This is a genomic window from Vibrio breoganii (genome assembly GCF_024346795.1).
Taxonomy (GTDB): Bacteria; Pseudomonadota; Gammaproteobacteria; order Enterobacterales; family Vibrionaceae; genus Vibrio; species Vibrio breoganii.
This window is the reverse complement of the sequence record NZ_AP024864.1, coordinates 2317815-2341350: the sequence shown is the minus strand read 5'-3', so window position 1 is coordinate 2341350 and position 23536 is coordinate 2317815. Positions and strand designations below refer to the sequence as shown.

General features: G+C 46.6%; 14 protein-coding genes, 5 tRNA genes and 3 rRNA genes. 15 read left to right on the top strand and 7 right to left on the bottom strand.

All coding sequences use genetic code 11. The annotated features are described in order from the left end of the window. The first annotated feature begins 216 nt into the window (after nucleotides 1-216). The 8 genes from OCU35_RS10875 to OCU35_RS10840 all read left to right on the top strand — a co-directional run bounded on the left by OCU35_RS10875 (nucleotide 217) and on the right by OCU35_RS10840 (nucleotide 6118). Nucleotides 217-1769, top strand: a 16S ribosomal RNA gene (locus OCU35_RS10875). A 127-nt stretch (nucleotides 1770-1896) separates the two neighbouring features. Next, nucleotides 1897-1972: transfer RNA gene (locus OCU35_RS10870), tRNA-Glu, on the top strand. Nucleotides 1973-1974: 2 nt separating this feature from the next. Continuing rightward, nucleotides 1975-2050 (top strand) — tRNA-Lys (locus OCU35_RS10865). 37 nt (nucleotides 2051-2087) lie between these two features. Then, nucleotides 2088-2163, top strand: a tRNA-Ala gene (locus tag OCU35_RS10860). A gap of 35 nt (nucleotides 2164-2198) precedes the next feature. Next, nucleotides 2199-2274, top strand: a tRNA-Val gene (locus tag OCU35_RS10855). Between the two features lie 418 nt (nucleotides 2275-2692). Then, nucleotides 2693-5582: ribosomal RNA gene (locus OCU35_RS10850) — 23S ribosomal RNA — on the top strand. A gap of 150 nt (nucleotides 5583-5732) precedes the next feature. Continuing rightward, nucleotides 5733-5848 (top strand): 5S ribosomal RNA (gene rrf, locus OCU35_RS10845). Together the 16S, 23S and 5S rRNA genes with 5 tRNA genes alongside form the textbook arrangement of a ribosomal RNA operon. Nucleotides 5849-6041: 193 nt before the next feature. Further along, nucleotides 6042-6118 (top strand) — tRNA-Asp (locus tag OCU35_RS10840). Between the two features lie 875 nt (nucleotides 6119-6993). On the opposite strand, the gene OCU35_RS10835 is transcribed toward OCU35_RS10840, so the two are convergent. The 5 genes from OCU35_RS10835 to rdgC all read right to left on the bottom strand — a co-directional run bounded on the left by OCU35_RS10835 (nucleotide 6994) and on the right by rdgC (nucleotide 11093). Further along, complete coding sequence (locus OCU35_RS10835) at nucleotides 6994-7851, bottom strand: EamA family transporter (protein ID WP_435433572.1); 858 nt, start codon at nucleotides 7849-7851, stop codon at nucleotides 6994-6996. 2 nt (nucleotides 7852-7853) lie between these two features. Beyond that, a complete protein-coding gene (locus OCU35_RS10830) occupies nucleotides 7854-8309 on the bottom strand; it encodes a DUF6314 family protein (RefSeq protein WP_017028939.1) in 456 nt (151 codons plus the stop codon). Between the two features lie 104 nt (nucleotides 8310-8413). Beyond that, nucleotides 8414-8668, bottom strand: a complete 255-nt coding sequence (locus OCU35_RS10825; RefSeq protein WP_017028938.1) for a YfhL family 4Fe-4S dicluster ferredoxin — start codon at nucleotides 8666-8668, stop codon at nucleotides 8414-8416. A 3-nt stretch (nucleotides 8669-8671) separates the two neighbouring features. After that, complete coding sequence (gene trhP / locus OCU35_RS10820) at nucleotides 8672-10045, bottom strand: prephenate-dependent tRNA uridine(34) hydroxylase TrhP (RefSeq protein ID WP_017028937.1); 1374 nt, start codon at nucleotides 10043-10045, stop codon at nucleotides 8672-8674. A 139-nt stretch (nucleotides 10046-10184) separates the two neighbouring features. Continuing rightward, nucleotides 10185-11093, bottom strand: coding sequence for a recombination-associated protein RdgC (gene rdgC, locus OCU35_RS10815; protein ID WP_017028936.1), 909 nt, complete (start codon nucleotides 11091-11093; stop codon nucleotides 10185-10187). 182 nt (nucleotides 11094-11275) lie between these two features. Here rdgC and phoB point away from each other — a divergent pair, with 182 nt between their 5' ends. From phoB to OCU35_RS10800, 3 genes are read left to right on the top strand one after another with little or no spacing between them, the layout of a single operon-like run. Next, entirely contained in the window at nucleotides 11276-11965 is a 690-nt protein-coding gene (gene phoB / locus OCU35_RS10810) for a phosphate regulon transcriptional regulator PhoB (RefSeq protein WP_017028935.1), read from the top strand. Between the two features lie 36 nt (nucleotides 11966-12001). After that, the gene (gene phoR / locus OCU35_RS10805; RefSeq protein WP_017242921.1) at nucleotides 12002-13315 is read left to right on the top strand and encodes a phosphate regulon sensor histidine kinase PhoR; all 1314 of its coding nucleotides are present in this window, start codon (nucleotides 12002-12004) and stop codon (nucleotides 13313-13315) included. Further along, the gene (locus tag OCU35_RS10800; protein WP_065209490.1) at nucleotides 13312-14265 is read left to right on the top strand and encodes a PstS family phosphate ABC transporter substrate-binding protein; all 954 of its coding nucleotides are present in this window, start codon (nucleotides 13312-13314) and stop codon (nucleotides 14263-14265) included. Before phoR ends, OCU35_RS10800 begins: the two co-directional genes overlap by 4 nt. 22 nt (nucleotides 14266-14287) lie before the next feature. Here OCU35_RS10800 and ppx read toward each other — a convergent pair whose 3' ends face one another. Both ppx and ppk1 read right to left on the bottom strand, forming a co-directional pair. Then, nucleotides 14288-15820, bottom strand: a complete 1533-nt coding sequence (gene ppx / locus OCU35_RS10795; protein WP_065210335.1) for an exopolyphosphatase — start codon at nucleotides 15818-15820, stop codon at nucleotides 14288-14290. 4 nt (nucleotides 15821-15824) lie between these two features. After that, on the bottom strand, nucleotides 15825-17918 hold the full coding sequence (ppk1, locus tag OCU35_RS10790; RefSeq protein ID WP_102360375.1) for a polyphosphate kinase 1: 2094 nt from the start codon (nucleotides 17916-17918) through the stop codon (nucleotides 15825-15827). Between the two features lie 200 nt (nucleotides 17919-18118). Between ppk1 and OCU35_RS10785 the strand changes: the two genes are divergently transcribed. The 4 genes from OCU35_RS10785 to phoU all read left to right on the top strand — a co-directional run bounded on the left by OCU35_RS10785 (nucleotide 18119) and on the right by phoU (nucleotide 23517). Continuing rightward, entirely contained in the window at nucleotides 18119-20299 is a 2181-nt protein-coding gene (locus OCU35_RS10785) for an ABC transporter permease subunit (RefSeq protein ID WP_261825353.1), read from the top strand. Between the two features lie 61 nt (nucleotides 20300-20360). Further along, nucleotides 20361-21992, top strand: a complete 1632-nt coding sequence (pstA, locus tag OCU35_RS10780; RefSeq protein WP_102454658.1) for a phosphate ABC transporter permease PstA — start codon at nucleotides 20361-20363, stop codon at nucleotides 21990-21992. Next, nucleotides 21982-22800: a phosphate ABC transporter ATP-binding protein PstB gene (pstB, locus tag OCU35_RS10775; RefSeq protein ID WP_017028928.1), complete on the top strand. Its 819-nt coding sequence runs from the start codon at nucleotides 21982-21984 to the stop codon at nucleotides 22798-22800. Before pstA ends, pstB begins: the two co-directional genes overlap by 11 nt. A 15-nt stretch (nucleotides 22801-22815) precedes the next feature. Next, nucleotides 22816-23517, top strand: a complete 702-nt coding sequence (gene phoU / locus OCU35_RS10770; RefSeq protein ID WP_017028927.1) for a phosphate signaling complex protein PhoU — start codon at nucleotides 22816-22818, stop codon at nucleotides 23515-23517. The last annotated feature ends 19 nt before the right edge of the window (nucleotides 23518-23536 follow it).

Below are 23536 nucleotides of genomic sequence, written 5' to 3'. Positions count from 1 at the left end.
AAACCTATCAATCTGTGTGGGCACTCGTTGATGATAATCGAAAAGATTTATCAATGAACTGAGTGACCAAAACGATGACTATTAGTCATTGGCACAGTCAATTCATTATCGTTCTGTTGGAACGATAATAGCTTTAAAATTACTTCTTACTTTCGAGTAAGGAACAGTTTTGAAGTCAGTATTCATTGAGCCGAAGCGAAAGCTTCAACAAAACTTTAATTGAAGAGTTTGATCATGGCTCAGATTGAACGCTGGCGGCAGGCCTAACACATGCAAGTCGAGCGGAAACGACAACATTGACCCTTCGGGTGATTTGTTGGGCGTCGAGCGGCGGACGGGTGAGTAATGCCTGGGAAATTGCCCTGATGTGGGGGATAACCATTGGAAACGATGGCTAATACCGCATAACGTCTACGGACCAAAGAGGGGGACCTTCGGGCCTCTCGCTTCAGGATATGCCCAGGTGGGATTAGCTAGTTGGTGAGGTAATGGCTCACCAAGGCGACGATCCCTAGCTGGTCTGAGAGGATGATCAGCCACACTGGAACTGAGACACGGTCCAGACTCCTACGGGAGGCAGCAGTGGGGAATATTGCACAATGGGCGCAAGCCTGATGCAGCCATGCCGCGTGTATGAAGAAGGCCTTCGGGTTGTAAAGTACTTTCAGTCGTGAGGAAGGCATTAGAGTTAATAGCTTTAGTGTTTGACGTTAGCGACAGAAGAAGCACCGGCTAACTCCGTGCCAGCAGCCGCGGTAATACGGAGGGTGCGAGCGTTAATCGGAATTACTGGGCGTAAAGCGCATGCAGGTGGTTTGTTAAGTCAGATGTGAAAGCCCGGGGCTCAACCTCGGAACCGCATTTGAAACTGGCAGGCTAGAGTACTGTAGAGGGGGGTAGAATTTCAGGTGTAGCGGTGAAATGCGTAGAGATCTGAAGGAATACCAGTGGCGAAGGCGGCCCCCTGGACAGATACTGACACTCAGATGCGAAAGCGTGGGGAGCAAACAGGATTAGATACCCTGGTAGTCCACGCCGTAAACGATGTCTACTTGGAGGTTGTGGCCTTGAGCCGTGGCTTTCGGAGCTAACGCGTTAAGTAGACCGCCTGGGGAGTACGGTCGCAAGATTAAAACTCAAATGAATTGACGGGGGCCCGCACAAGCGGTGGAGCATGTGGTTTAATTCGATGCAACGCGAAGAACCTTACCTACTCTTGACATCCAGAGAACTTAGCAGAGATGCTTTGGTGCCTTCGGGAACTCTGAGACAGGTGCTGCATGGCTGTCGTCAGCTCGTGTTGTGAAATGTTGGGTTAAGTCCCGCAACGAGCGCAACCCTTATCCTTGTTTGCCAGCACGTAATGGTGGGAACTCCAGGGAGACTGCCGGTGATAAACCGGAGGAAGGTGGGGACGACGTCAAGTCATCATGGCCCTTACGAGTAGGGCTACACACGTGCTACAATGGCGCATACAGAGGGCAGCCAACCAGCGATGGTGAGCGAATCCCAAAAAGTGCGTCGTAGTCCGGATTGGAGTCTGCAACTCGACTCCATGAAGTCGGAATCGCTAGTAATCGTGAATCAGAATGTCACGGTGAATACGTTCCCGGGCCTTGTACACACCGCCCGTCACACCATGGGAGTGGGCTGCAAAAGAAGTGGGTAGTTTAACCTTCGGGAGGACGCTCACCACTTTGTGGTTCATGACTGGGGTGAAGTCGTAACAAGGTAGCCCTAGGGGAACCTGGGGCTGGATCACCTCCTTATACGATGATTACTCACGATGAGTGTCCACACAGATTGATACGGTTTAGAAAGTAAAGAGATTTTGAAGCACCCCCCAAGGTGTTTCAACAGTTTATGTTTGCTCTTCGGAGTAAAGATAAATCTAGTGTCCCGTTCGTCTAGAGGCCTAGGACACCGCCCTTTCACGGCGGTAACAGGGGTTCGACTCCCCTACGGGATACCATTGGGTCGTTAGCTCAGCTGGTAGAGCAGTTGACTTTTAATCAATTGGTCGCAGGTTCGAATCCTGCACGACCCACCATTTTCTCCCTTTAAAAGGAGGAAATAGTTCCTAAGATGGGGCTATAGCTCAGCTGGGAGAGCGCCTGCCTTGCACGCAGGAGGTCTGCGGTTCGATCCCGCATAGCTCCACCATCTTAGAATGTTCATACCACTGAACAATAAAATGTGGGCGATTAGCTCAGTTGGGAGAGCACCTCCCTTACAAGGAGGGGGTCACTGGTTCGAGCCCGGTATCGCCCACCATTCTCTAACTATTTTTGGAAACTTATTCCAAACCAGAACAAGAAATTGATACTGGTTGGGATTTTTGTCGCCTAAGCGAATTAACTGAAAGTAATTAGAAAATGTTTTTTTATTGCCTTTTGGCTAGAAAATCATGCTCTTTAACAATTTGGAAAGCTGACGATTAGTAATGTGATTTCATTACTAATCAAATTTAAAAGTTCTCAAATCCTAGTGATTCTTTTTAACTAAAGAGTTGTTAGGTACCAACACACATTCAAGTGTTCTTGGGAATGTACTCTTGCCAGAGTGCATTCAAATTTGAGTCCGGCAAAATCGAATGTTATCTCGCTCATAATAAAGAGATAACGCACCTTGGAAACGTCATACTGCAGCGTAGCAACTGCATTGCGTTAAGCAAGACCCTTTGGGGTTGTATGGTTAAGTGACTAAGCGTACACGGTGGATGCCTTGGCAGTCAGAGGCGATGAAAGACGTAATAACTTGCGATAAGCCCAGATTAGGTAGTAATAACCATTTGAGTCTGGGATTTCTGAATGGGGAAACCCACGTGCATAAGCACGTATCATTAACTGAATACATAGGTTAATGAGGCAAACTCGGGGAACTGAAACATCTAAGTACCCGAAGGAAGAGAAATCAACCGAGATTCCGAAAGTAGCGGCGAGCGAAATTGGATTAGCCCTTAAGCTTTTAATGCGTCAGGTGAAGAGTCTGGAAAGTCTCGCAGTATAGGGTGATAGCCCCGTAACCGACAACGCATTTTAAGTGAAAACGAGTAAGGCGGGACACGTGATATCCTGTTTGAACATGGGGGGACCATCCTCCAAGGCTAAATACTACTGACTGACCGATAGTGAACCAGTACCGTGAGGGAAAGGCGAAAAGAACCCCTGTGAGGGGAGTGAAATAGAACCTGAAACCGTGTACGTACAAGCAGTAGGAGCGCCTCGAAGCGTGACTGCGTACCTTTTGTATAATGGGTCAGCGACTTAATTTTAGTAGCAAGGTTAACCGTATAGGGGAGCCGTAGGGAAACCGAGTCTTAACTGGGCGTCGAGTTGCTAGAATTAGACCCGAAACCAGGTGATCTAGCCATGGGCAGGTTGAAGGTTGAGTAACATCAACTGGAGGACCGAACCGACTAATGTTGAAAAATTAGCGGATGACTTGTGGCTAGGGGTGAAAGGCCAATCAAACCTGGAGATAGCTGGTTCTCCCCGAAAGCTATTTAGGTAGCGCCTCGGACGAATACCAATGGGGGTAGAGCACTGTTAAGGCTAGGGGGTCATCCCGACTTACCAACCCTTTGCAAACTCCGAATACCATTGAGTACTATCCGGGAGACACACGGCGGGTGCTAACGTCCGTCGTGGAGAGGGAAACAACCCAGACCGCCAGCTAAGGTCCCAAAGTATAGCTAAGTGGGAAACGATGTGGGAAGGCTCAGACAGCCAGGATGTTGGCTTAGAAGCAGCCATCATTTAAAGAAAGCGTAATAGCTCACTGGTCGAGTCGGCCTGCGCGGAAGATGTAACGGGGCTAAGCTATACACCGAAGCTGCGGCTGCATACTTTTGTATGCGGGGTAGGGGAGCGTTCTGTAAGCGGTTGAAGGTGGTCTGTAAGGGCTGCTGGACGTATCAGAAGTGCGAATGCTGACATGAGTAACGATAAAGGGGGTGAAAAACCCCCTCGCCGGAAGACCAAGGGTTCCTGTCCAACGTTAATCGGGGCAGGGTAAGTCGACCCCTAAGGCGAGGCCGAAAGGCGTAGTCGATGGGAAACGGGTTAATATTCCCGTACTTCTTATAATTGCGATGGGGGGACGGAGAAGGCTAGGTGGGCCTGGCGATGGTTGTCCAGGTTCAAGTATGTAGGCGGAAAGTTTAGGTAAATCCGGACTTTCTTAACGCTGAGATACGATGTCGAGCTGCTACGTGCAGTGAAGTCATTGATGCCATGCTTCCAGGAAAAGCCTCTAAGCTTCAGATTATAAGAAATCGTACCCCAAACCGACACAGGTGGTCGGGTAGAGAATACCAAGGCGCTTGAGAGAACTCGGGTGAAGGAACTAGGCAAAATGGTACCGTAACTTCGGGAGAAGGTACGCTCTTGGCGGTGAAGTCCCTTGCGGATGGAGCTACTAGGAGTCGCAGATACCAGGTGGCTGCAACTGTTTATTAAAAACACAGCACTGTGCAAAATCGTAAGATGACGTATACGGTGTGACGCCTGCCCGGTGCCGGAAGGTTAATTGATGGGGTTAGACTTCGGTCGAAGCTCTTGATCGAAGCCCCGGTAAACGGCGGCCGTAACTATAACGGTCCTAAGGTAGCGAAATTCCTTGTCGGGTAAGTTCCGACCTGCACGAATGGCGTAATGATGGCCACGCTGTCTCCACCCGAGACTCAGTGAAATTGAAATCGCTGTGAAGATGCAGTGTACCCGCGGCTAGACGGAAAGACCCCGTGAACCTTTACTACAGCTTGGCACTGAACATTGACCCTACATGTGTAGGATAGGTGGGAGGCTTTGAAGACGGTACGCCAGTATCGTTGGAGCCGTCCTTGAAATACCACCCTTGTAGTGTTGATGTTCTAACTTAGTCCCCTTATCGGGGATGAGGACAGTGCCTGGTGGGTAGTTTGACTGGGGCGGTCTCCTCCCAAAGAGTAACGGAGGAGCACGAAGGTGGGCTAAACACGGTTGGACATCGTGTGGTTAGTGCAATGGCATAAGCCCGCTTGACTGCGAGAATGACAATTCGAGCAGGTGCGAAAGCAGGTCATAGTGATCCGGTGGTTCTGAATGGAAGGGCCATCGCTCAACGGATAAAAGGTACTCCGGGGATAACAGGCTGATACCGCCCAAGAGTTCATATCGACGGCGGTGTTTGGCACCTCGATGTCGGCTCATCACATCCTGGGGCTGAAGTCGGTCCCAAGGGTATGGCTGTTCGCCATTTAAAGTGGTACGCGAGCTGGGTTTAGAACGTCGTGAGACAGTTCGGTCCCTATCTGCCGTGGGCGTTGGAAGATTGAAGGGGGCTGCTCCTAGTACGAGAGGACCGGAGTGGACGAACCTCTGGTGTTCGGGTTGTCATGCCAATGGCATTGCCCGGTAGCTAAGTTCGGAATCGATAACCGCTGAAAGCATCTAAGCGGGAAGCGAGCCCTGAGATGAGTCTTCCCTGGCACTTTAAGTGTCCTAAAGGGTTGTTCGAGACTAGAACGTTGATAGGCAGGGTGTGTAAGTGCTGCGAGGCATTGAGCTAACCTGTACTAATTGCCCGTGAGGCTTAACCATACAACACCCAAGGGGTTTTGTGGACTCAAAGTAGAACTTTGAATGTGTGATATAAACTTTTAACTCTCTTTTATAGAGAAGCAGCTTTCCGAATTATTAATTTTTGCTTTCAGCTTTTTTTGAAAAAGCTGAAGACAAATAAGAAATTTGCTTGGCGACCATAGCATTGTGGACCCACCTGATTCCATGCCGAACTCAGAAGTGAAACATAATAGCGCCGATGGTAGTGTGGGGTTTCCCCATGTGAGAGTAGGACATCGCCAGGCTTTGAACATAAATTGTTCCCGTAACTTGCATCTTTTGCCGATGCGATGCTCATGTACTAACGTACACTGAGCTTCTCTCGACAAAATCTGCGGCGTCACAGAAACAATTTAAAGTCCAAAGCAACAAAAGTGTCAGACTTTGGATGAAAGACTTTGATTGGTTTCATTAGAAATTAATCGCACAAATTGGTGCGGAGTGGTAGTTCAGTTGGTTAGAATACCGGCCTGTCACGCCGGGGGTCGCGGGTTCGAGTCCCGTCCACTCCGCCACTAATAAGAAGCCCTAGTCGAAAGACTAGGGCTTTTTTTCGTCTATAGCTTTAGCATTAATTGAAACAAAACCTCAGACTAGCCGTCCGCGACGAAAGGCTGAGGTTTTTTGCTATCTGGATTATATTTTGCTCTGGGAGCAAACGAGTCCCGCTCGTGCGCGAGTTCGATTGAACCCAAGCCGGGCCACTCCGCCACTAATAAGAAGCCCTAGACTGGCCGTCCGCGTCGAAAGACTAGGGCTTTTTTTCGTCTATAGCTTTAGCATTAATTGAAGCAATACCTCAGACTAGCCGTCCGCGACGAAAGGCTGAGGTTTTTTGCTATCTGGATTATATTTTGCTCTGGGAGCAAACGAGTCCCGCTCGTGCGCGAGTTCGATTGAACCCAAGCCGGGCCACTCCGCCACTAATAAGAAGCCCTAGACTGGCCGTCCGCGTCGAAAGACTAGGGCTTTTTTTCGTCTATAGCTTTAGCATTAATTGAAGCAAACCTCAGACTAGCCCTCCCAACAGAAATGCTAAGGCTTTTTTCGTGCCTTTAGAACATCTTTCTTAGTGAATAACCCCTAGTTGTACTTACCCTCTGCTTCTTACAACTCTATCCATTGATATTTATATATTCGCTGCGACCTATTCGGGTTGTTATAGGCTAGCTTATATGTGAGCTGTGGTAATGAGTACGCACCTGTTTCAACGAACACCTACAGGTTTCTAATGATATTAATAGTCATGCACTAGAAAGAGTTAATGAGACCACCAGAGTTCTAGTCTGTTCCATAGAACCCAGAACCCAGAACCAAGAGCCCAAAACCCCAAAACCCAGCCACAAAAAAGGCCACCTCTCGGCAGCCTCTCCAATCTTAACTATCAGAACTAACTCTTAACAACCTTCCGCTTTATTCTCGAATGAATAAACAAAGCTAACAGGATGATGCCACCGCCAATGATAAGGCGAGTCATGTCTACATCTCTATTCCAGATAGTGACATTAACAATCAAACCTGCCGGGATTAGTGCGTTGTTCATGATGGCAAGGTAACCAGGGTCTACTTGGCTTGCGCCTCTGTTCCATAAGAAATAACCCAACCCAGAAGCACCGATGCCTAACCAAAGTAGGACACCAATTTGTGTTGGATCTGTAGGCAGTTCAGCTTTGCCCCAGATAGCCCAAGCGATGGTGACGACCACTAAAGCACCAATATAGAACCAACCAAAGATATCTCGTTGTGCCATTTCTTCGCGGCTCTCTTTGAAATACTTATAGCCAACCTGACCAAATGCAAAACAGAGGTTAGAGCACTGGACGACTAAGAAGCCGATAAGGTAATCCTCGGTTAGGTTGTCGTAGCGAATAACCAGAGCACCGATGACAGCGACAAAAGCACTGACTAAATACAGAGGGTTGAATTGCTTTTTGAGGGCATCATAAATAAGGGTGACATAAATTGGGGTAAAGACGGTAAACACCAATACTTCTGGTACCGTAAGTAGCAAGAAGGATTGATAGTAGAAAATGTACATTAAACCAAGCTGGATACCACCAATACCCATAAGTTGCAGTGCTTCGGACTTTTTAACCGCCTTGAAGCGAAGCAAAGGTAAAAATACCACTGCGGCTAATGCGATACGAATCCAAACCGATACATACGCATCTACTTGTCCCGCTAAGTAGACACCAATTAAACTGAACGATAACGACCACATGATCGTTGTAATGATTAAATATCCCAAAACTACCTCGTATAGCGATAATGCAAGTTTTCTTGTTTACGCGGACCGCTGATTGACCAATTAAACTCGATGGAGTCATTATTCCATTTGGCCATGCCGCTATATAGGTCATCACCACAGACATGTGCTGAATCACTAATCCATTGTTTTGTCTCAGCATTGTAGCTGAGTACAAATAGCTCTACTGCGTTCTCTCTGCCGAAGCGGCTGTGCAGCAGTTTAATTTTTAAAGCGTCCAAACGTTGCCATATGAACTCGTTTTGAGTATCGACAGTATGTCCATTTTGCTCGAGAGTGAAACGCCCTTGCTCTTTAAAATAAAGGGTATCGGTATCTTCCATCTCTATGTTGACTGAACCACTCCCTTCTCCTGCCCAACCCATCACAGAATTGGCTCCGGGTTTTGATTGGTATTGGTAGTGATTAATCAATTGCAGCTGTTGCCAAAGATCAAACATAGTCGCTCTCTGTCTTCCCTAGATAATTGCATCTTTTTTAGTTATAAAAAATCCGATAGTCACTAATGAGTATCGGATTTTATAGGATGATAATTTAAGTGGCTCTATGCCATACCCTGAATAATCACAAACTTCTCTAGTAGTTCTTCTTCGGTCTCTACATGCTGAGGGTCAGTGATAATACACTTAGTAATCGGACACACCGATTGGCACGTTGGTGCGTCATAGTGACCCTTACATTCAGTGCATAGGTTCGGATCTATCTCATAGATAGAGTCCCCCATGCTGATGGCATCGTTTGGGCATTCAGGTTCGCACATATCGCAATTAATGCACGTTTTTTGGATCAATAGAGCCATCGATTATTTACCTGATGGGTTACGAGTATCTTGACCTGAGTTAAGGTTGCGCATTAGCAAGCCAAACTCTAGGTTCATGTCTTGTGGTACTGGGATAAATACAAAGTGCCCATTACCTTTCGCATCGTCGATGCTCTCAGATTTACGGTTCTCCATGACTTCAAGGTTGAAGACAACATTACCTTCTGGCGTCATTAGCTCTAGGCTATCACCGACCAAGAATTTGTTCTTCACTTCTACTTCAGCAAGATCGCCACGGCGTTTGCCGGTAAACTCACCCACAAACTGTTGTGAGTCTGATACTGAATAGCCGTACTCATAGTTCTGGTAAGCATCATGAGTATGACGACGAAGGAAACCTTCAGTGTAGCCACGATGTGCAAGGCTCTCTAGAGTCCCTAGTAGGTTCTCATCAAATGGCTTGCCTGCAACAGCATCATCAATTGCTTTACGATATACCTGAGCAGTACGTGCACAGTAATAGAAAGACTTAGTACGACCTTCGATCTTCAAAGAGTGTACACCCATCTTAGTTAGGCGCTCTACGTGCTGTACCGCGCGTAGGTCTTTAGAGTTCATGATGTAGGTACCATGCTCATCTTCGAATGCCGCCATTTTTTCTTCAGGGCGATGAGATTCAGATAGAAGCACAACCTCGTCAGTTGGCTTACCTAAACCTAGAGTATTGTCTGGACGCTCTTGGCTCTCTTGAGGAACAGCTTCTTGAATTTCAACAATTTGACCTGTCTCATCTTCCGTTGCTTTCTCTGCTTTGTACTCCCAACGACATGCGTTGGTGCAGGTGCCTTGGTTCGGGTCACGCTTGTTGATGTAACCAGACAGTAGGCAGCGACCAGAGTACGCCATGCAAAGAGCACCGTGTACAAATATTTCTAGTTCTGTTTCAGGGCAGTGCTCACGGATCTCTTCGATTTCTTCAAGAGAAAGCTCACGAGAAAGGATAACGCGCTCTACACCTTGAGTAGACCAGAACTTCACTGTTGCCCAGTTTACTGCGTTTGCCTGAACGGATAGGTGAATTGGCATATCCGGGAATGCTTCACGAACCATCATGATAAGGCCTGGATCTGACATGATCAGAGCATCAGGGCCCATTTCAACCACGGGCTTAAGGTCGCGAATAAAGGTTTTTAACTTAGAGTTATGAGGCTGGATGTTACAAACCACATACAGTTTCTTGCCTTGGGCATGTGCTTCATTGATACCGATTTGCAGGTTTTCGTGGTTAAACTCGTTGTTACGAACACGAAGACTGTATCGTGGTTGGCCTGCATAAACCGCGTCTGCGCCGTATGCAAATGCGTAGCGCATGTTTTTTAGGCTACCCGCAGGAGAAAGTAATTCTGGTGTGAACATGTTTGTATACTCTATTCTGATTTCAAGTCAGGATCTCGCCACCTTGTAGCGAGATATAAGGAGGGCGAATTTTACGGGATCGTCGCAAAAATCGCCACTAAAAAGTATACATGTCACAGAATGTAGTGGGTAATTAGGGTCAGTTTTTCTCTAAACCGCCTAATTCGGTATGTAAATTGCCCACCAAAGCCAGCAATTCACTGCTCATCAATGAAAAGTCAGCATCAAAACGAGCGGCTTTATCTTCACGAGGAATGTCTTCGTTTTGATCTTTTACCTCTTCACCAAACTTAATTCGCTTCAAACTTGCGTCTTCTGCAAGGATAAACTCGACACGTTCCTGCCAATTTAACGCCAATTTTGTAACAAACTTATTCGCTTCGATATGATTTAGGATTTCTTCGCTTTGCAAATCTTGCTGCTTACAACGGATGATGCCACCGTCTTCTAGCGCGGATTTTAGCTCTGCTTCAGCGAGGATTTCGAAGCCTGTTGGTTGGCTTTCGCCCTTAACCCATTCGGTCAACGTCGTCTCAACGGGTGTCTCTGGTAGGGCTGGTACTACAGGTAAACTACCGATGGTTTTACGCAGTAGCGCAAGCGCATCTTCTGCTTTTTTCGAGCTAGCAGCATCTACAAGAATGACACCATCTTCGATGGAAACAAGCAGGTAGGTAAGTTGGCTACGAGTGAAGGCGCGAGGCAGTAAATCCATAAGGATTTCATCTTTGATGGTATCGCGCTCAGTCTTCTTCAGACGGCGGTTTTCCTGCTCTTCAAGCATATCAACCTTGTTCGCCACAGCATCATTGACCACTGAAGCAGGAAGCAGTTTTTCTTCTTTTTTTGCACACAGCAGAATGCGATTTTGCGCGACATGGCTGAGTAATTGATCTTGGCCTGGCATCGCAAAAGACCAACCAAATTTTTGTTTGTCTTGGCTGCCGCAAGGCTTGAATTGAAACTCTTTAAGTTGCTCTTCAAGAGCTTCAGCTTGTATGTCTACTTCACGGTTGAAGCGATAGACTAGGCAGTTTTTAAACCACATGATGTGTCTCTGTATTGCAATGGGAAAACCTAATGATAAAGGAAGGTTTGTACCTATGCCTAATACAATATTCGTCTTGTGCGATGAATTTATTATGATTTTTTGTTTTCAATAGACACAAAAGTGTCATAATTTAGCAAGATAATAAGCCGAGTTTACGAATAATCGAGGTTATCAGAAAAATGTCTAGAAGAATCCTAGTTGTAGAGGATGAAGCACCAATTCGCGAAATGCTTTGCTTTGTTTTAGAACAAAAAGGTTATGAAACGGTAGAAGCTGAAGACTACGATACCGCGGTAAGTATGCTCAAAGAACCCTTTCCAGACTTGATCCTTTTAGATTGGATGTTGCCTGGTGGTACTGGTATTAACTTCATCAAGCACCTTAAACGTGATGAAATGACGCGTAACATTCCAGTTGTGATGCTGACTGCTCGTGGAGAAGAAGAAGATAAGGTGAAGGGCCTAGAAGTAGGCGCTGATGATTACATCACCAAACCTTTCTCACCAAAAGAGCTACTTGCTCGCCTGAAAGCAGTGATTCGTCGTGCATCGCCAACCTCAACAGAAGAGGTGATTGATGTGCAAGGACTGCGTCTTGACCCTGTATCACACCGAGTGACGGCTCATGACCAAGCACTGGATATGGGACCAACCGAATTTAAGATGCTGCACTTCTTCATGACGCACCAAGAGCGTGTCTATAGCCGTGAGCAGCTTCTGAACCATGTTTGGGGCACCAATGTTTACGTGGAAGACAGAACAGTCGATGTTCACATTCGTCGTCTACGTAAGGCGCTGGAAGCCACTGAGCATCATAAACTTGTTCAAACTGTACGCGGTGCAGGTTACCGATTCTCGACCAAAGCCTAACCAGCAGGCTCGTCGAACTCTGGAGTACGCCTTTAGATGGTAGAAAAACTGACATGGAGAAAGCTGGCTTTAGAGCTGGCTTTTTTTTATACACCTTGGGTTTTGCTAGGATGGTTTGTAGGATACATGCCATGGATGCTACTGATTGCAACCGTATTGCAATTAGGGTGGCATCTGCATAATCAAATCCGTTTTTCACAGTGGCTGTGGAATGACAAGCGCCTTTCTCCTCCTTCAAGCTCCGGTAACTGGGAGCCTTTGTTTAATGGCATGTACCGCTTGCAGCAGCGTCAACGCCGTAAACGAAAAGAGCTTACTGGGCTTATTCGCCGCTTTCGCAATGGTGCAGAATCCTTGCCCGATGCGGTAGTGGTGTTTCGCGATGAAGGCAATATCGTTTGGTGCAACCGATTAGCACAGCAACTGCTGGGCTTTCGCTGGCCAGAGGATTCTGAACTCCCTATTACTAATCTACTTCGTTCTCCAGATTTCATTAAGTATCTGAATAAAAATGACTTTTCAGAGCCTTTAGAGATGCGCTCTCCTCTAAACGTGGAGCGTATACTGGAATTGCGTATTGTGCCGTATACCGATGGTGAGCACCTGATGGTAGTACGTGACGTTTCTCAGCTTAAAACCCTTGAGGGTATGCGTCGTAACTTTTTTGCCAATGTGTCTCATGAACTGCGCACCCCGATGACGGTATTGCAGGGCTACTTAGAAATGACGGCCGATCCCGATATGTTGGTGGGCCCAATGTGGCCAAAAGCTCATGGAGTCATGACTGAGCAGCTCAATCGAATGAACAGCCTAGTGAATCAGCTTCTGACGCTATCTAAGATCGAAGCCGCTCCAATGGGCGGGGGTGATGATATTGTCGATGTACCGCGCATGTTGCATGTGCTTGAGAAAGAAGCTCAGGCACTAAGCGGTAGTAAAGAACATCAGCTTAAGTTTGATATTGATGAGTCGTTGAAGGTAATGGGTGATGAAGACCAGTTGCGCAGCGCCATCTCTAACTTGGTTTACAACGCGGTGAAATATACGCCAGCGGGCTCACATATCCATGTTACCTGGAATGAGACCGTACAAGGTGCTTACTTGCAGGTCGCCGATACGGGTGAGGGAATCGAACCTCAGCATTTGCATAGGCTGACCGAGCGCTTTTATCGGGTTGATAAGGCACGCTCAAGAGAAACCGGTGGCAGTGGTTTAGGTTTGGCTATCGTGAAGCACACCCTGAGTCATCACGATTCACTGCTAGAAATACAAAGTGAAGTGGGCAAGGGCAGTCAGTTCTCCTTTGTGCTGCCTAAGCGCTTAGTAGCTAGGGAGTTAGCACAATCGTGAGACGCTCGTTGATTGCTGGTGTGCTGGTTTTTGTGACGTCCTTTTGTAGCGCATCAACCCCTTTACCAGATTACAAAGCCATTCAAGGTATCTCGGGTAATCTAACATCCGTGGGCTCAGACTCCCTTGCGGGTATTATCACTGCGTGGGCGGAAGAGTTTTCTGCCCTGTATCCTAGCGTTAATGTTCAGGTGCAAGCCTCAGGCAGTTCAACGGCTGTTCCTGCTCTTACTGAGGGAACGGCGCAGTTTGGGCCTATGAGCCGGGAAATGCAGCCGAGTGAAATTGCTGCTTTTGAACGCGAGTATGGCTATGCGCCTACTGAGCTTGTAGTGGCACTTGATGCTTTGGGCGTATTTGTACATCAAGACAACCCAATTCAAGGGCTGAATTTTGTTCAGCTGGATGCCATCTTTTCAATCACTTACTTTTGTGGCACCAATCGATATATCGATACCTGGAGTGACCTTGGGGTGTTGCAGCCTTGGGGTAAGCTAAAGATACAAAAGTATGGGCGTAACCCGGTGTCGGGCACTCATGGTGTGTTTAAGAGTAAAGTATTGTGTGGTGGAGACTTTGACAGCTCGGTAAATGAGTTGTTGGGGGCGACGTCTGTGGTTCAGGGCGTTGCTTCGTCGGTATCCTCTATCGGGTACTCGGGCGTAGCATCAAAAGCGGTAGGCACGCGTTTGCTCCCTATTGCTGAGTATGATGATAACTATACGCTACCAACACCAGAGAACATTATTAGCGGTAAGTACCCACTGAGCCGCCAGCTTTATATCTATGTCAATAAGCAGCCGAACAAGGCGTTGCCGCGAAGTCAGCGTGAGCTGATTCGTTTTATCTACTCCAAACAAGGGCAACAAGCGGTATCTCGTGAAGGGTATATTCCCATCTCCCGTGAGCTGGCTCAAAAAGAGCTGAGCAAGGTCGATTTGAAACTATAAAGGGCTCACAGAGCCCTTTTAGCTATCTTTCTTCAAGTAAATCACCAAACTCGAACCTCAACCCCCAGCCGGCACTGTGCCAATAGAACTGCTCTTGCTCTAAGTCTGATATCAATAAGCGATTTTCTCGCAAATGATCTAAATCCGAGTGAGACAATACCCAATCGCCATCCTCAATGGTGAGTTGCCAAAGGCCGGCCTTTGCATCATTTCGCGAGACATTAATCACAATGGAGAGGCGCAAAATCTTGATAAGCTCAAGGATGTCTTCCTTGGCATACAAGCTAAACTCATCCATCTCACTGAGCTTTAAAGCCTTTCTGTGATATCGAACTAGAGTGGCGATCAACCTTTGTTGCTCGCTGTTGAAGCCGGGCATATTGGTATGCTGAAGAAGGTAGTGAGAATGTCGGTGGTAGCCTCGATAGTTCAGGCTCAATCCTACTTCATGCAATAAGGCAGCCCAGTTAAGTAGCTTGACCAATTCGCTGCTCTTTTCTAACTCCGTATCGGCAATCACTTGTTTAAGGAAATGCTTGCTGTGCTGTCTCACTCGATTAGCTTGCTCGACATCGATTCTGTGCTGAAGTGCTAGGTTCTCCGCTGTACGCATACGAATATCGGAATGTGCAAAGCGCTCTTCCATCTCATACATTGCCCCTTCCCGCAGGGCGCCGGAAGAGTAATGAAGCTCTTCGATCTCTAGGGACTGTAGAATGGCTTGTAAGATAGCAACGCCAGGAGCGAGCACTGACAGTCGCTCCTCGATAATGCCCTTGATCGCTATCTTCTCTACCTTCTTAAACTCACAAAGGTGCTTCACCAGCTTTTTGAGGCGCTTGGGTGTGATGATACCGTCTTCATAGTCCAGGCTAATCAAACACTCACGAATGGCTTTTACTGTTCCAGAGGACCCTAAGGTTAACTCCCAGCCATGTCGCTTGTATTGCTTCGCCAGAAACTCCAATTCTCGCAGGGCTGCAAGGTTTGCGGCAGCGAAGTTCTTGGTATTGAGCTTTCCGTCGCTAAAGTAGCGATGAGCGTAGCTAACACACCCCATCTGCTGGCTATTGACCAGCTCTGCTTCAAAGCCTTCGCCAATCACAAGCTCGGTACTACCACCACCGATATCGACTACAAGTTTGCTCTTGGATACGGGTTGAGTGTGAGCAACACCTAAATAGATAAGGCGCGCCTCTTCTTCACCCGGAATCACTTCAATGGGAAAGGGAAGCACTTGTCTTGCTCGCTGAATAAATAGGTGGGCATTGTTGGCAATACGCAGGGTATGGGTGGCAACGATTCTCACATTGTCTTTTTTGAACCCGTCCAGTCGTTCGGCGAACATCTTCAAGCAATCGAGGCCACGTTGCATGGCCTCGTTGGTGAGATTGTTGCGCGAGTCCAGTCCACTAGCCAATTTAACTCGTTGCTTATGGCGACTGATTATCTGTAGGTCTTGCCCTACCACCTTTGCGACCACCATATGGAAGCTATTGGAGCCAAGGTCAATGGCTGCAATATCTTTTTCTGGGGTAGCCTCACTGCTGTGCATCACGTCAGGATGCTTCAATTGTTTGCTCACTCAGTCTTCTAGCCTGCTTTTCTACTTGTTTAATATACTCGTAGGTAGCGATCTGAGAGCGAACCTTGCGGCGATTTCCTCGTGCCACGTAGCTGTTCGACATCTCCTTGTCGATCCATCGAGCCTTAACGGTATCTGTAAATTGTAGCTCCATAATATCAATGATTCTTTGCTTTAGCTTATTATCATTAATCGGCGCTGCTACCTCGATACGGTGCTCTATATTCCTAGTCATCCAATCTGCCGATGAGATAAACACCTTAGGGTCACCATTATTCTCGGTAATGATGACTCGCGGGTGCTCAAGAAAACGGTCTATGACACTGATGACTTTGATATTCTCACTGATCCCTTCTACTCCTGGAACAAGAGAGCACATGCCTCTAATGATCATGCGTATAGAGACACCCGCACTGCTTGCTTGATAGAGCTTGTTGATCAGCCCTTTATCTACGAGGTTATTGATCTTAAGGGTGATCCCACTTCTGTTGCCCAATTCTGCGTTCTCTATCTCATCATCTATTAGCTTGTAGAGACGCTTGCGTGAGTTCTTTGGAGAGACGATCAACTGATGAAAGGCAACAGGGCGATAAGGATTCTCAATATATCCAAAGACATTACGAACCTCATCAGTAATCTCTGGCTTGGCGGTCAGCAGAGAGTAATCGGTATAGATGCGAGCTGTTTTCTCATGGAAATTACCGGTACCTATATGAGCGTAGCGCTTTATTTCGCCACCTTCACGGCGGCTAATTAATAGCAACTTAGAGTGTATCTTTAGACCGGGAGCACCAAAAACCACTTGTACTCCAGCGTCGGTTAACCGCTTTGACCATAAGATATTCGCTTGTTCATCAAAGCGCGCCTGCAACTCAACCACAACGGTCACTTTCTTGCCGTTGTTTACCGCATCAATCAATGAATTCATGAGCTTTGAGTGTTTGGCGACGCGGTAGATATTGATCTTAATACTGAGCACTTTTGGATCAAACGATGCTTGCCTGACAAGCTCAGAGACGTGATCAAAGGTGTGGTAAGGGTAATGAAGCAAAATATCTTCCGCGCTAATGGCATCAAAGCTGTTGTTGTACTGCTCAAATACGGCGGATTTAAGTGGTGGCAATGGCTTATTTTCTAGGTAGTCACGGCCTACGTTTGGAAAGCCAATGAAGTCCTTGAAGTTATGATAGCGCCCACCCGGTATTAAGCTGTCATAGTTGGAGATCTCAAGTTTTCGGCATAGAAATTCTAGCATTTCACGTGGCATGTCTTTCTCGTAAACAAAGCGCACAGGCATGGCGGATAGACGCTGACTCAGGCCTTCCGACATTTGCTCAAGTAGGCTGTGCTCAACCTCGTGACTGAGATCGTACTCCGCATCTCGGGTCATCTTCATGGAATAACAGTTGATTTCATCGTACTCAAAGAAGCCATTGAAGATATCGTCTAGGCAGTAGCGAATCACGTTGTCTAACAGGATGATAGTCTTACGACGCTTTCCCTTCTGCTCTGGCACCATAACAAAGCGTGGCAGGTGATCGGTTGGGATCTCCAGCAGTGCGTATTGCGATACGTTGTCTTTGACGAGCGCTACGCTTAGGTAAGCGTATTCATCTTTGAGGAAATCCAGTACATTAATATCCTCATGCATTACGACAGGCGTGATATGGGGCAGTACTTGCTTACGAAAGAACTTTTTGAGCCATTGCTGCTGAGTTTCGTTGAGCTGCGCTTCGTTGACTAAGAAGATACGGCGGCGGGCCATTTCGAGAAGCAATTCGCTATACAACTCGTCAAATCGCAGATTGAGTTTCATTGCCTTGCTTTGCATTTTGCTGAGTAGGCGTTTTGAATTGTCTTGACGACCTCGTTCTTGGTTGATCAAGATACGGCGTTTAACATCGGAAAATCGTACCTTGTAGAACTCATCGAGGTTGTTGGAAAATATGCCTAGAAACCGGATTCTTTCTATTAAGGGAACCGACTTATCAGCGGCCTCTTGCAGGACTCGTTCATTAAAAGAAAGCCAGCTAAGTTCTTTTTCTACATACAGTTTTTCTGTGCTCATCTTCTTTTCCGTTTTCTAGTTTGCAATGCAAGTCTAGTGCTAAAATGGGGGGAGTGAATATTATTGCAGTTAGATTTCAGCCATGTGACAGTGGTCACGTTGCGTGTAAGGAAATGTGTCGCACAAACTATTACTAATTTGTGTCACCTTTATGTCAAATGCTTGAGTTACAATCGTCAGATCAGAGAAGATCACATTAAATGAATAGGGCTACATCGTTGTTAAAAGAGACCAATAGAGCTCGTCTGATCAAAGATAAGTTGATAACCGTATTGGTCAAGGCTAGTGGCCTAGGAATGCTGGTGGGCTTATTCGGCATTCTTATTTATTTCATTTCAGAAACCCTGCCGATTTTTGGCACTTCCACCTATCAGCAAACGGAATATCACCTGCCTGTTTCCGGTAATTCATTCATTGATGTCAATATTGATAATACCGGTCGAAATGGCACAGCAATTAACAACAAAGGCGAGGTTATCTACTTCTCGCTAGATGATGATATTAAAGTGATCAATCGAGCCTTGGCGCAAAAAGATCCGGTAGCTATAGCGAAGGACTCTCCGCAACCATGGACGGCAATGATAGATGCGAGTGGCAATATAGAAGTGGTGATGCCCGAATTTATCGTCTCTCATTCGCAAACTAGAAAGGTGTACACGCCTAACTTGAGAGTGAATCGTGAGCTTTCGGCTCTGCGATTCGATAATCCCAACTTTGATACCCAATATTTAGATTTCTCCGTGCTACCGGCTGGTGCGGTACTCGCTAGAGCGAGTGAAACCGAGGTAGAAGTCTTTGATTACTTTGCAGGGAACAGCTACCAAATAGTGTCGTTACCTGTGGAGTTTGATGACGTCAACGGCCTGTATATCGCCAGAGATGGGCTTTATGTGGTGGTGCTTGATGGAGACACAGCAAAATTATTCTTTCGGCGCACTAGGACAGAAGCGTTTAGGTTAGCGTTTCAGCATCAAGAGAAAACACAACAAGGGGCCCATAGAGAGTTTAAGTTTCTCAGTGGAGATAAAGGTGCCATTGTCTCCAATGGCACTGAAGATCTCGAATTTTGGTTCTTGGTGTTTCAAAATGAAAGACGCTTGCAGACTGCTCGAAAATATACGACCAGCTCTGAGGTGACAAATATACTTTCAGAGCACACGACCAAAGGCTTTTGGACTATTGGTGCCGATGGAACGCACAGTCTTTTTTATGCGACACGCTCTAAGCCGATTATAAATATAAGCACTGACAGCCCTCCATTGCTGAGTAGCTTATCGCAAAACGATCGTTACTTGATGAGTGTGTATCAAGATAAAATCCAGCGCTTTCGCATTGATGCCCCTCATCCTGAGATCTCAGCAAAAGAGTTGACGCAAAAGGTGCAATATGAGGGTTACTCCGAGCCCGATTACGTTTGGCAAACCTCTGCGTCAGCAGAAGATGTCGAACCCAAGTTTAGTCTTGTCCCATTGGTGTTTGGTACCATTAAAGCGGCGCTGTATGCCATGTTGTTTTCTGTTCCTATCGCGGTACTAGGCGCTGTCTACACCGCCTACTTCATGTCGACCAAGATGCGAAATACCATTAAACCGGCGATTGAATTAATGGAAGCATTACCGACATTGGTGATTGGTTTCCTTGCGGCAGTTTGGCTTGCGCCGATTATGGAGAAAAACCTACTTGCCTTTATGCTGAGCATTGTGGTTATTCCGCTTACCGCCCTTGGGTGTGGTGGTTTATGGGCATCACTACCATTGCGAGTAAAATCTCAGGTGCCTAAGGGATTACACCTAATTACTTTGCTGCCAGCGATTGTTCTGATTTGGTGGGGACTGTTTGAATACTCTCCATACTTGGAAAAACTCTTCTTTGATGACGGCTTGATTTACTTTCTTGCCGACAAGGGGTGGGACTATCAGCAGCGCAATACCTTAATTGTTGGTATTGCGATGGGCTTTGCGGTTATCCCAACCATATTTACCATCTCGGAAGATGCTATTTACTCTGTGCCTAAGCATTTATCCAATGGTGCATTGGCGCTAGGCGCTACCGAATGGCAAACCCTGACTCGAGTCGTATTGTTAACGGCGAGCCCCGGCATTATATCCGCCATTATGTTGGGGCTTGGGCGCGCAATGGGAGAAACCATGATAGTGCTAACGGTAACCGGGAATACGCCAATAACCGACTGGAATGTGTTTGAAGGCTTGCGTTCATTGACGGCAACGATTGCGACGGAATTGCCGGAATCAAAAGTGGGCAGCTCCCACTATCGATTGCTGTTTTTGTCAGCTCTGATTTTGTTTTTGTTTACCTTTATTGTGAATAGCGTCGGTGAGAGTGTTCGCCAGCGTCTTCGTGATAAGTATCGATCTCTATAGGCAGGTATACTGAGTGATTAAGTGGTTTAGGTCGGGTAAACCTTGGATATGGTTAACTTCTATGGCAGTGACGATCAGTATTCTTTCAATGCTGACCGTACTGCTGTTTATCGGCTGGAAGGGCATGAGTCACTTCTGGCCACAAACGGTTTATGAGTGGAAGAACGACTCGGAACAGCCATTAATTGGCCAGATTTATCAAACACAGCAGGTGCCCTGGTCTCAATTATCCATAACTCAACGCCAAGCTATTCCTAGCACTTTGCGAAGTGAACTAGAAACTCAGACTCTTCCCGAGCTTGAGCGTCTGGTGATTAAGGTGGGTAACCGAGATATCTATGGGGGGGATTTTGTCTCAGAGTTTTCTCATGATTGGTCACAGCCTGTTGCTGAACCTGATTTACTCGTAGTAGAGCGAAGAAGAGGCGGTCAGTTCTTTGGCCGCGTCGTAGCCTTTGAGGATCAAGGTGAAAAACACCCGATTAGCTCTGCAAAAGAGATCAAAGAGTTGCTGGCTCTTACTCAAGGAGAGAGAGATAAGATTGAGTCTATAGTCGATGCTCAGGTTGAGCCCGCAAGTGATGGATTGCGAAGAGCAGACCAGGCATTGCGTCGCTTGCAAGCGGATAACTCGACCGATAAACAACGAATTTCGCAATTGGTGTCCACCAAAGATCAGCTGAATGCCAATAGAACTCAAGCGGAACTGCAGATAGAAGAAATTCGCCAGCAAATAGAGCAGCGTATGCTGGTGGTAAAGGACATGAATGGCGATGTTCACAGTATCAGCTTTTCTTTGATTTTAGATGCTTGGTATCCAAACCAGATGACCTTGCTTGATAAAGTGGGGCATTGGTTTCACCAAGGCGCCTTATTCTTGTATGACGAGCCTCGCGAGTCCAACTCTGAAGGTGGCGTGTTCCCCGCTATTTTTGGCACCATATTATTAGTCTTGCTCATGTCGGTGGCTGTGATGCCACTGGGGGTGCTTGCAGGGTTATATTTGCATGAATATGCCCAGAATAATTGGCTGACTCGATTGATTCGAATCACAGTACAGAACCTCGCTGGTGTTCCGTCGATAGTATATGGGGTATTTGGCTTAGGCTTCTTTGTGTATACCCTAGGGGGGAGCATCGATGATCTGTTCTACTCTGACAATTTGCCTGCGCCCACCTTTGGCACACCAGGCTTGCTATGGGCATCGTTGACTTTAGCCATGTTAACCCTGCCTGTGGTAGTAGTGACCATTGAGGATGGCTTGTCGCGTATTCCCAAATCGGTGAGAGATGGCGCGTTTGCTCTTGGAGCGACTAAATCTGAGACCATTTTTAGAGTGGTATTGCCAATGGCGCTTCCTGCTGTACTGACCGCACTCATCTTAGCGGTGGCGAGAGCGGCAGGTGAAGTGGCGCCACTGATGTTAGTTGGGGTGGTGAAACTTGCGCCTAACCTGCCTATTGATGGTCAATTTCCTTATATACATTTAGAGCGTAAGTTTATGCACCTTGGCTTCCATATCTATGATGCTGGATTTCAAACCACTAATTTAGAAAGCGCCAAGTCATTGGTCTATGCGACTTCTATGTTGCTTGTTACCGTTATTATCGGCTTGAACCTTATAGCGATTCGCATACGAAACTCTTTACGCAACAGTTACCGAAATTTAGGATTTGATGAGCATGTACTCTAGCCCTGCAACAATAAATGTATTGAAGCCTCTTGATGTTGCTAACCTGCCTGCAGGAAAAACTGCGATAGAGATAGAAAACCTCAACCTTTTTTATCGTCAAAAGCAGGTATTACATGATATCTCTATGCGAATTCCCAAAGGTAAGGTAACGGCATTCATTGGGCCATCAGGCTGTGGCAAGTCGACTATCATGCGTTCTATCAATCGAATGAACGACCTGATAGAGGGGTGCAAAGTCGAAGGCAATATTCGATTACTTGGTAAGGATATCTACGATGAAGAGGTCGATGTATCCGCGTTAAGACGAAGAATTGGTATGGTTTTTCAAAAACCTAATCCATTTCCTAAAACCATTTACGAGAATGTAGTTTTTGGGCTTCGCTTACAAGGCATTAAAAACAGTCGAGTACTTGATGATTGTTGTGAACAAGCACTGCGCGGTGCAGGGTTATGGGATGAAGTGAAAAATCGTCTCCATGAAAATGCAGTGAACCTTGCAGCGGGTCAACAGCAAAGGTTGGTCATTGCCAGAGCCATTGCCATTGAGCCTGAAGTATTGCTGCTTGATGAGCCAACTTCTTCATTGGATCCTATCTCTACACTGACCATTGAAGAGCTGATCAATGATCTAAAAACAAAATACACGGTAGTCATCGTCACCCATAACATGCAACAGGCCGCTAGAGTCAGTGATTACACGGCGTTTGTGCATATGGGAAGAATTGTTGAATACGCGGATACAGATACGGTGTTCACATCACCGAAAGAGAAGAAAACTGAAGATTACATAACGGGTCGAATAGGGTAAGGAGAAGTAAACTAAATGCATACTGGTCGCCATATATCGGGGCAATATAACGTTGAGCTAGAGGCTATTCGAAGCCATGTCCTCACCATGGGAGGATTGGTAGAGCAGCAATTGGCATATGCATTGCGCTCGCTGGTTAAGCAAGACTATGAGCTGGCGAAAAAGGTAGTGGCCGAAGACCATAATGTAAACTCTATGGAAGTCGTTATCGATGAGGCGTGCACTAGGATCATCGCAAGGCGTCAGCCGACAGCCGGTGATTTAAGGTTGGTCATGACCATTATCAAGACCATCACTGAACTCGAACGCATTGGGGATGTGGCTTCACGACTTGCTCGCACCTCTTTGGAAAACAAAAGCGCAGATCCTCGCTATCAAAATTCTCTTGAGCCTCTTTGTCGATTGGCTATTGATATGCTTCATCAAGTGCTCGATGCCTTTGCTCGCCTTGATATTGACGCGGCGGCAAACATCTATGAGATCGATGATAGAGTGGATGAGGAGTATCAGAATATCATTCGTCAGCTCACCCAAAATATGATGGATGAAACGGAAATGATTCCAACTATCTTGCAGGTAATGTGGTCAGCCCGAGCTATCGAGCGCGTTGGGGATCGTTGTCAGAATATCTGTGAATACATTATCTACTGCGTGAAGGGTAAAGACGTTAGGCATTCTGACGATAAAGAAATCTACAAATACAAAGATAAAGAGTAAGCCTCCTTACTCTTTACTC

Bases quoted from the DNA above. Each gene is read 5' to 3' on its own strand.
- OCU35_RS10830 (WP_017028939.1), bottom strand. From the start codon at position 8,309: ATGTTTGATCTTTGGCAACAGCTGCAATTGATTAATCACTACCAATAC.
- OCU35_RS10825 (WP_017028938.1), bottom strand. From the start codon at position 8,668: ATGGCTCTATTGATCCAAAAAACGTGCATTAATTGCGATATGTGCGAA.
- trhP (WP_017028937.1), bottom strand. From the start codon at position 10,045: ATGTTCACACCAGAATTACTTTCTCCTGCGGGTAGCCTAAAAAACATG.
- rdgC (WP_017028936.1), bottom strand. From the start codon at position 11,093: ATGTGGTTTAAAAACTGCCTAGTCTATCGCTTCAACCGTGAAGTAGAC.
- phoB (WP_017028935.1), top strand. From the start codon at position 11,276: ATGTCTAGAAGAATCCTAGTTGTAGAGGATGAAGCACCAATTCGCGAA.
- phoR (WP_017242921.1), top strand. From the start codon at position 12,002: ATGGTAGAAAAACTGACATGGAGAAAGCTGGCTTTAGAGCTGGCTTTT.
- ppx (WP_065210335.1), bottom strand. From the start codon at position 15,820: ATGCACAGCAGTGAGGCTACCCCAGAAAAAGATATTGCAGCCATTGAC.
- ppk1 (WP_102360375.1), bottom strand. From the start codon at position 17,918: ATGAGCACAGAAAAACTGTATGTAGAAAAAGAACTTAGCTGGCTTTCT.
- OCU35_RS10785 (WP_261825353.1), top strand. From the start codon at position 18,119: ATGAATAGGGCTACATCGTTGTTAAAAGAGACCAATAGAGCTCGTCTG.
- pstA (WP_102454658.1), top strand. From the start codon at position 20,361: ATGGCAGTGACGATCAGTATTCTTTCAATGCTGACCGTACTGCTGTTT.
- pstB (WP_017028928.1), top strand. From the start codon at position 21,982: ATGTACTCTAGCCCTGCAACAATAAATGTATTGAAGCCTCTTGATGTT.
- phoU (WP_017028927.1), top strand. From the start codon at position 22,816: ATGCATACTGGTCGCCATATATCGGGGCAATATAACGTTGAGCTAGAG.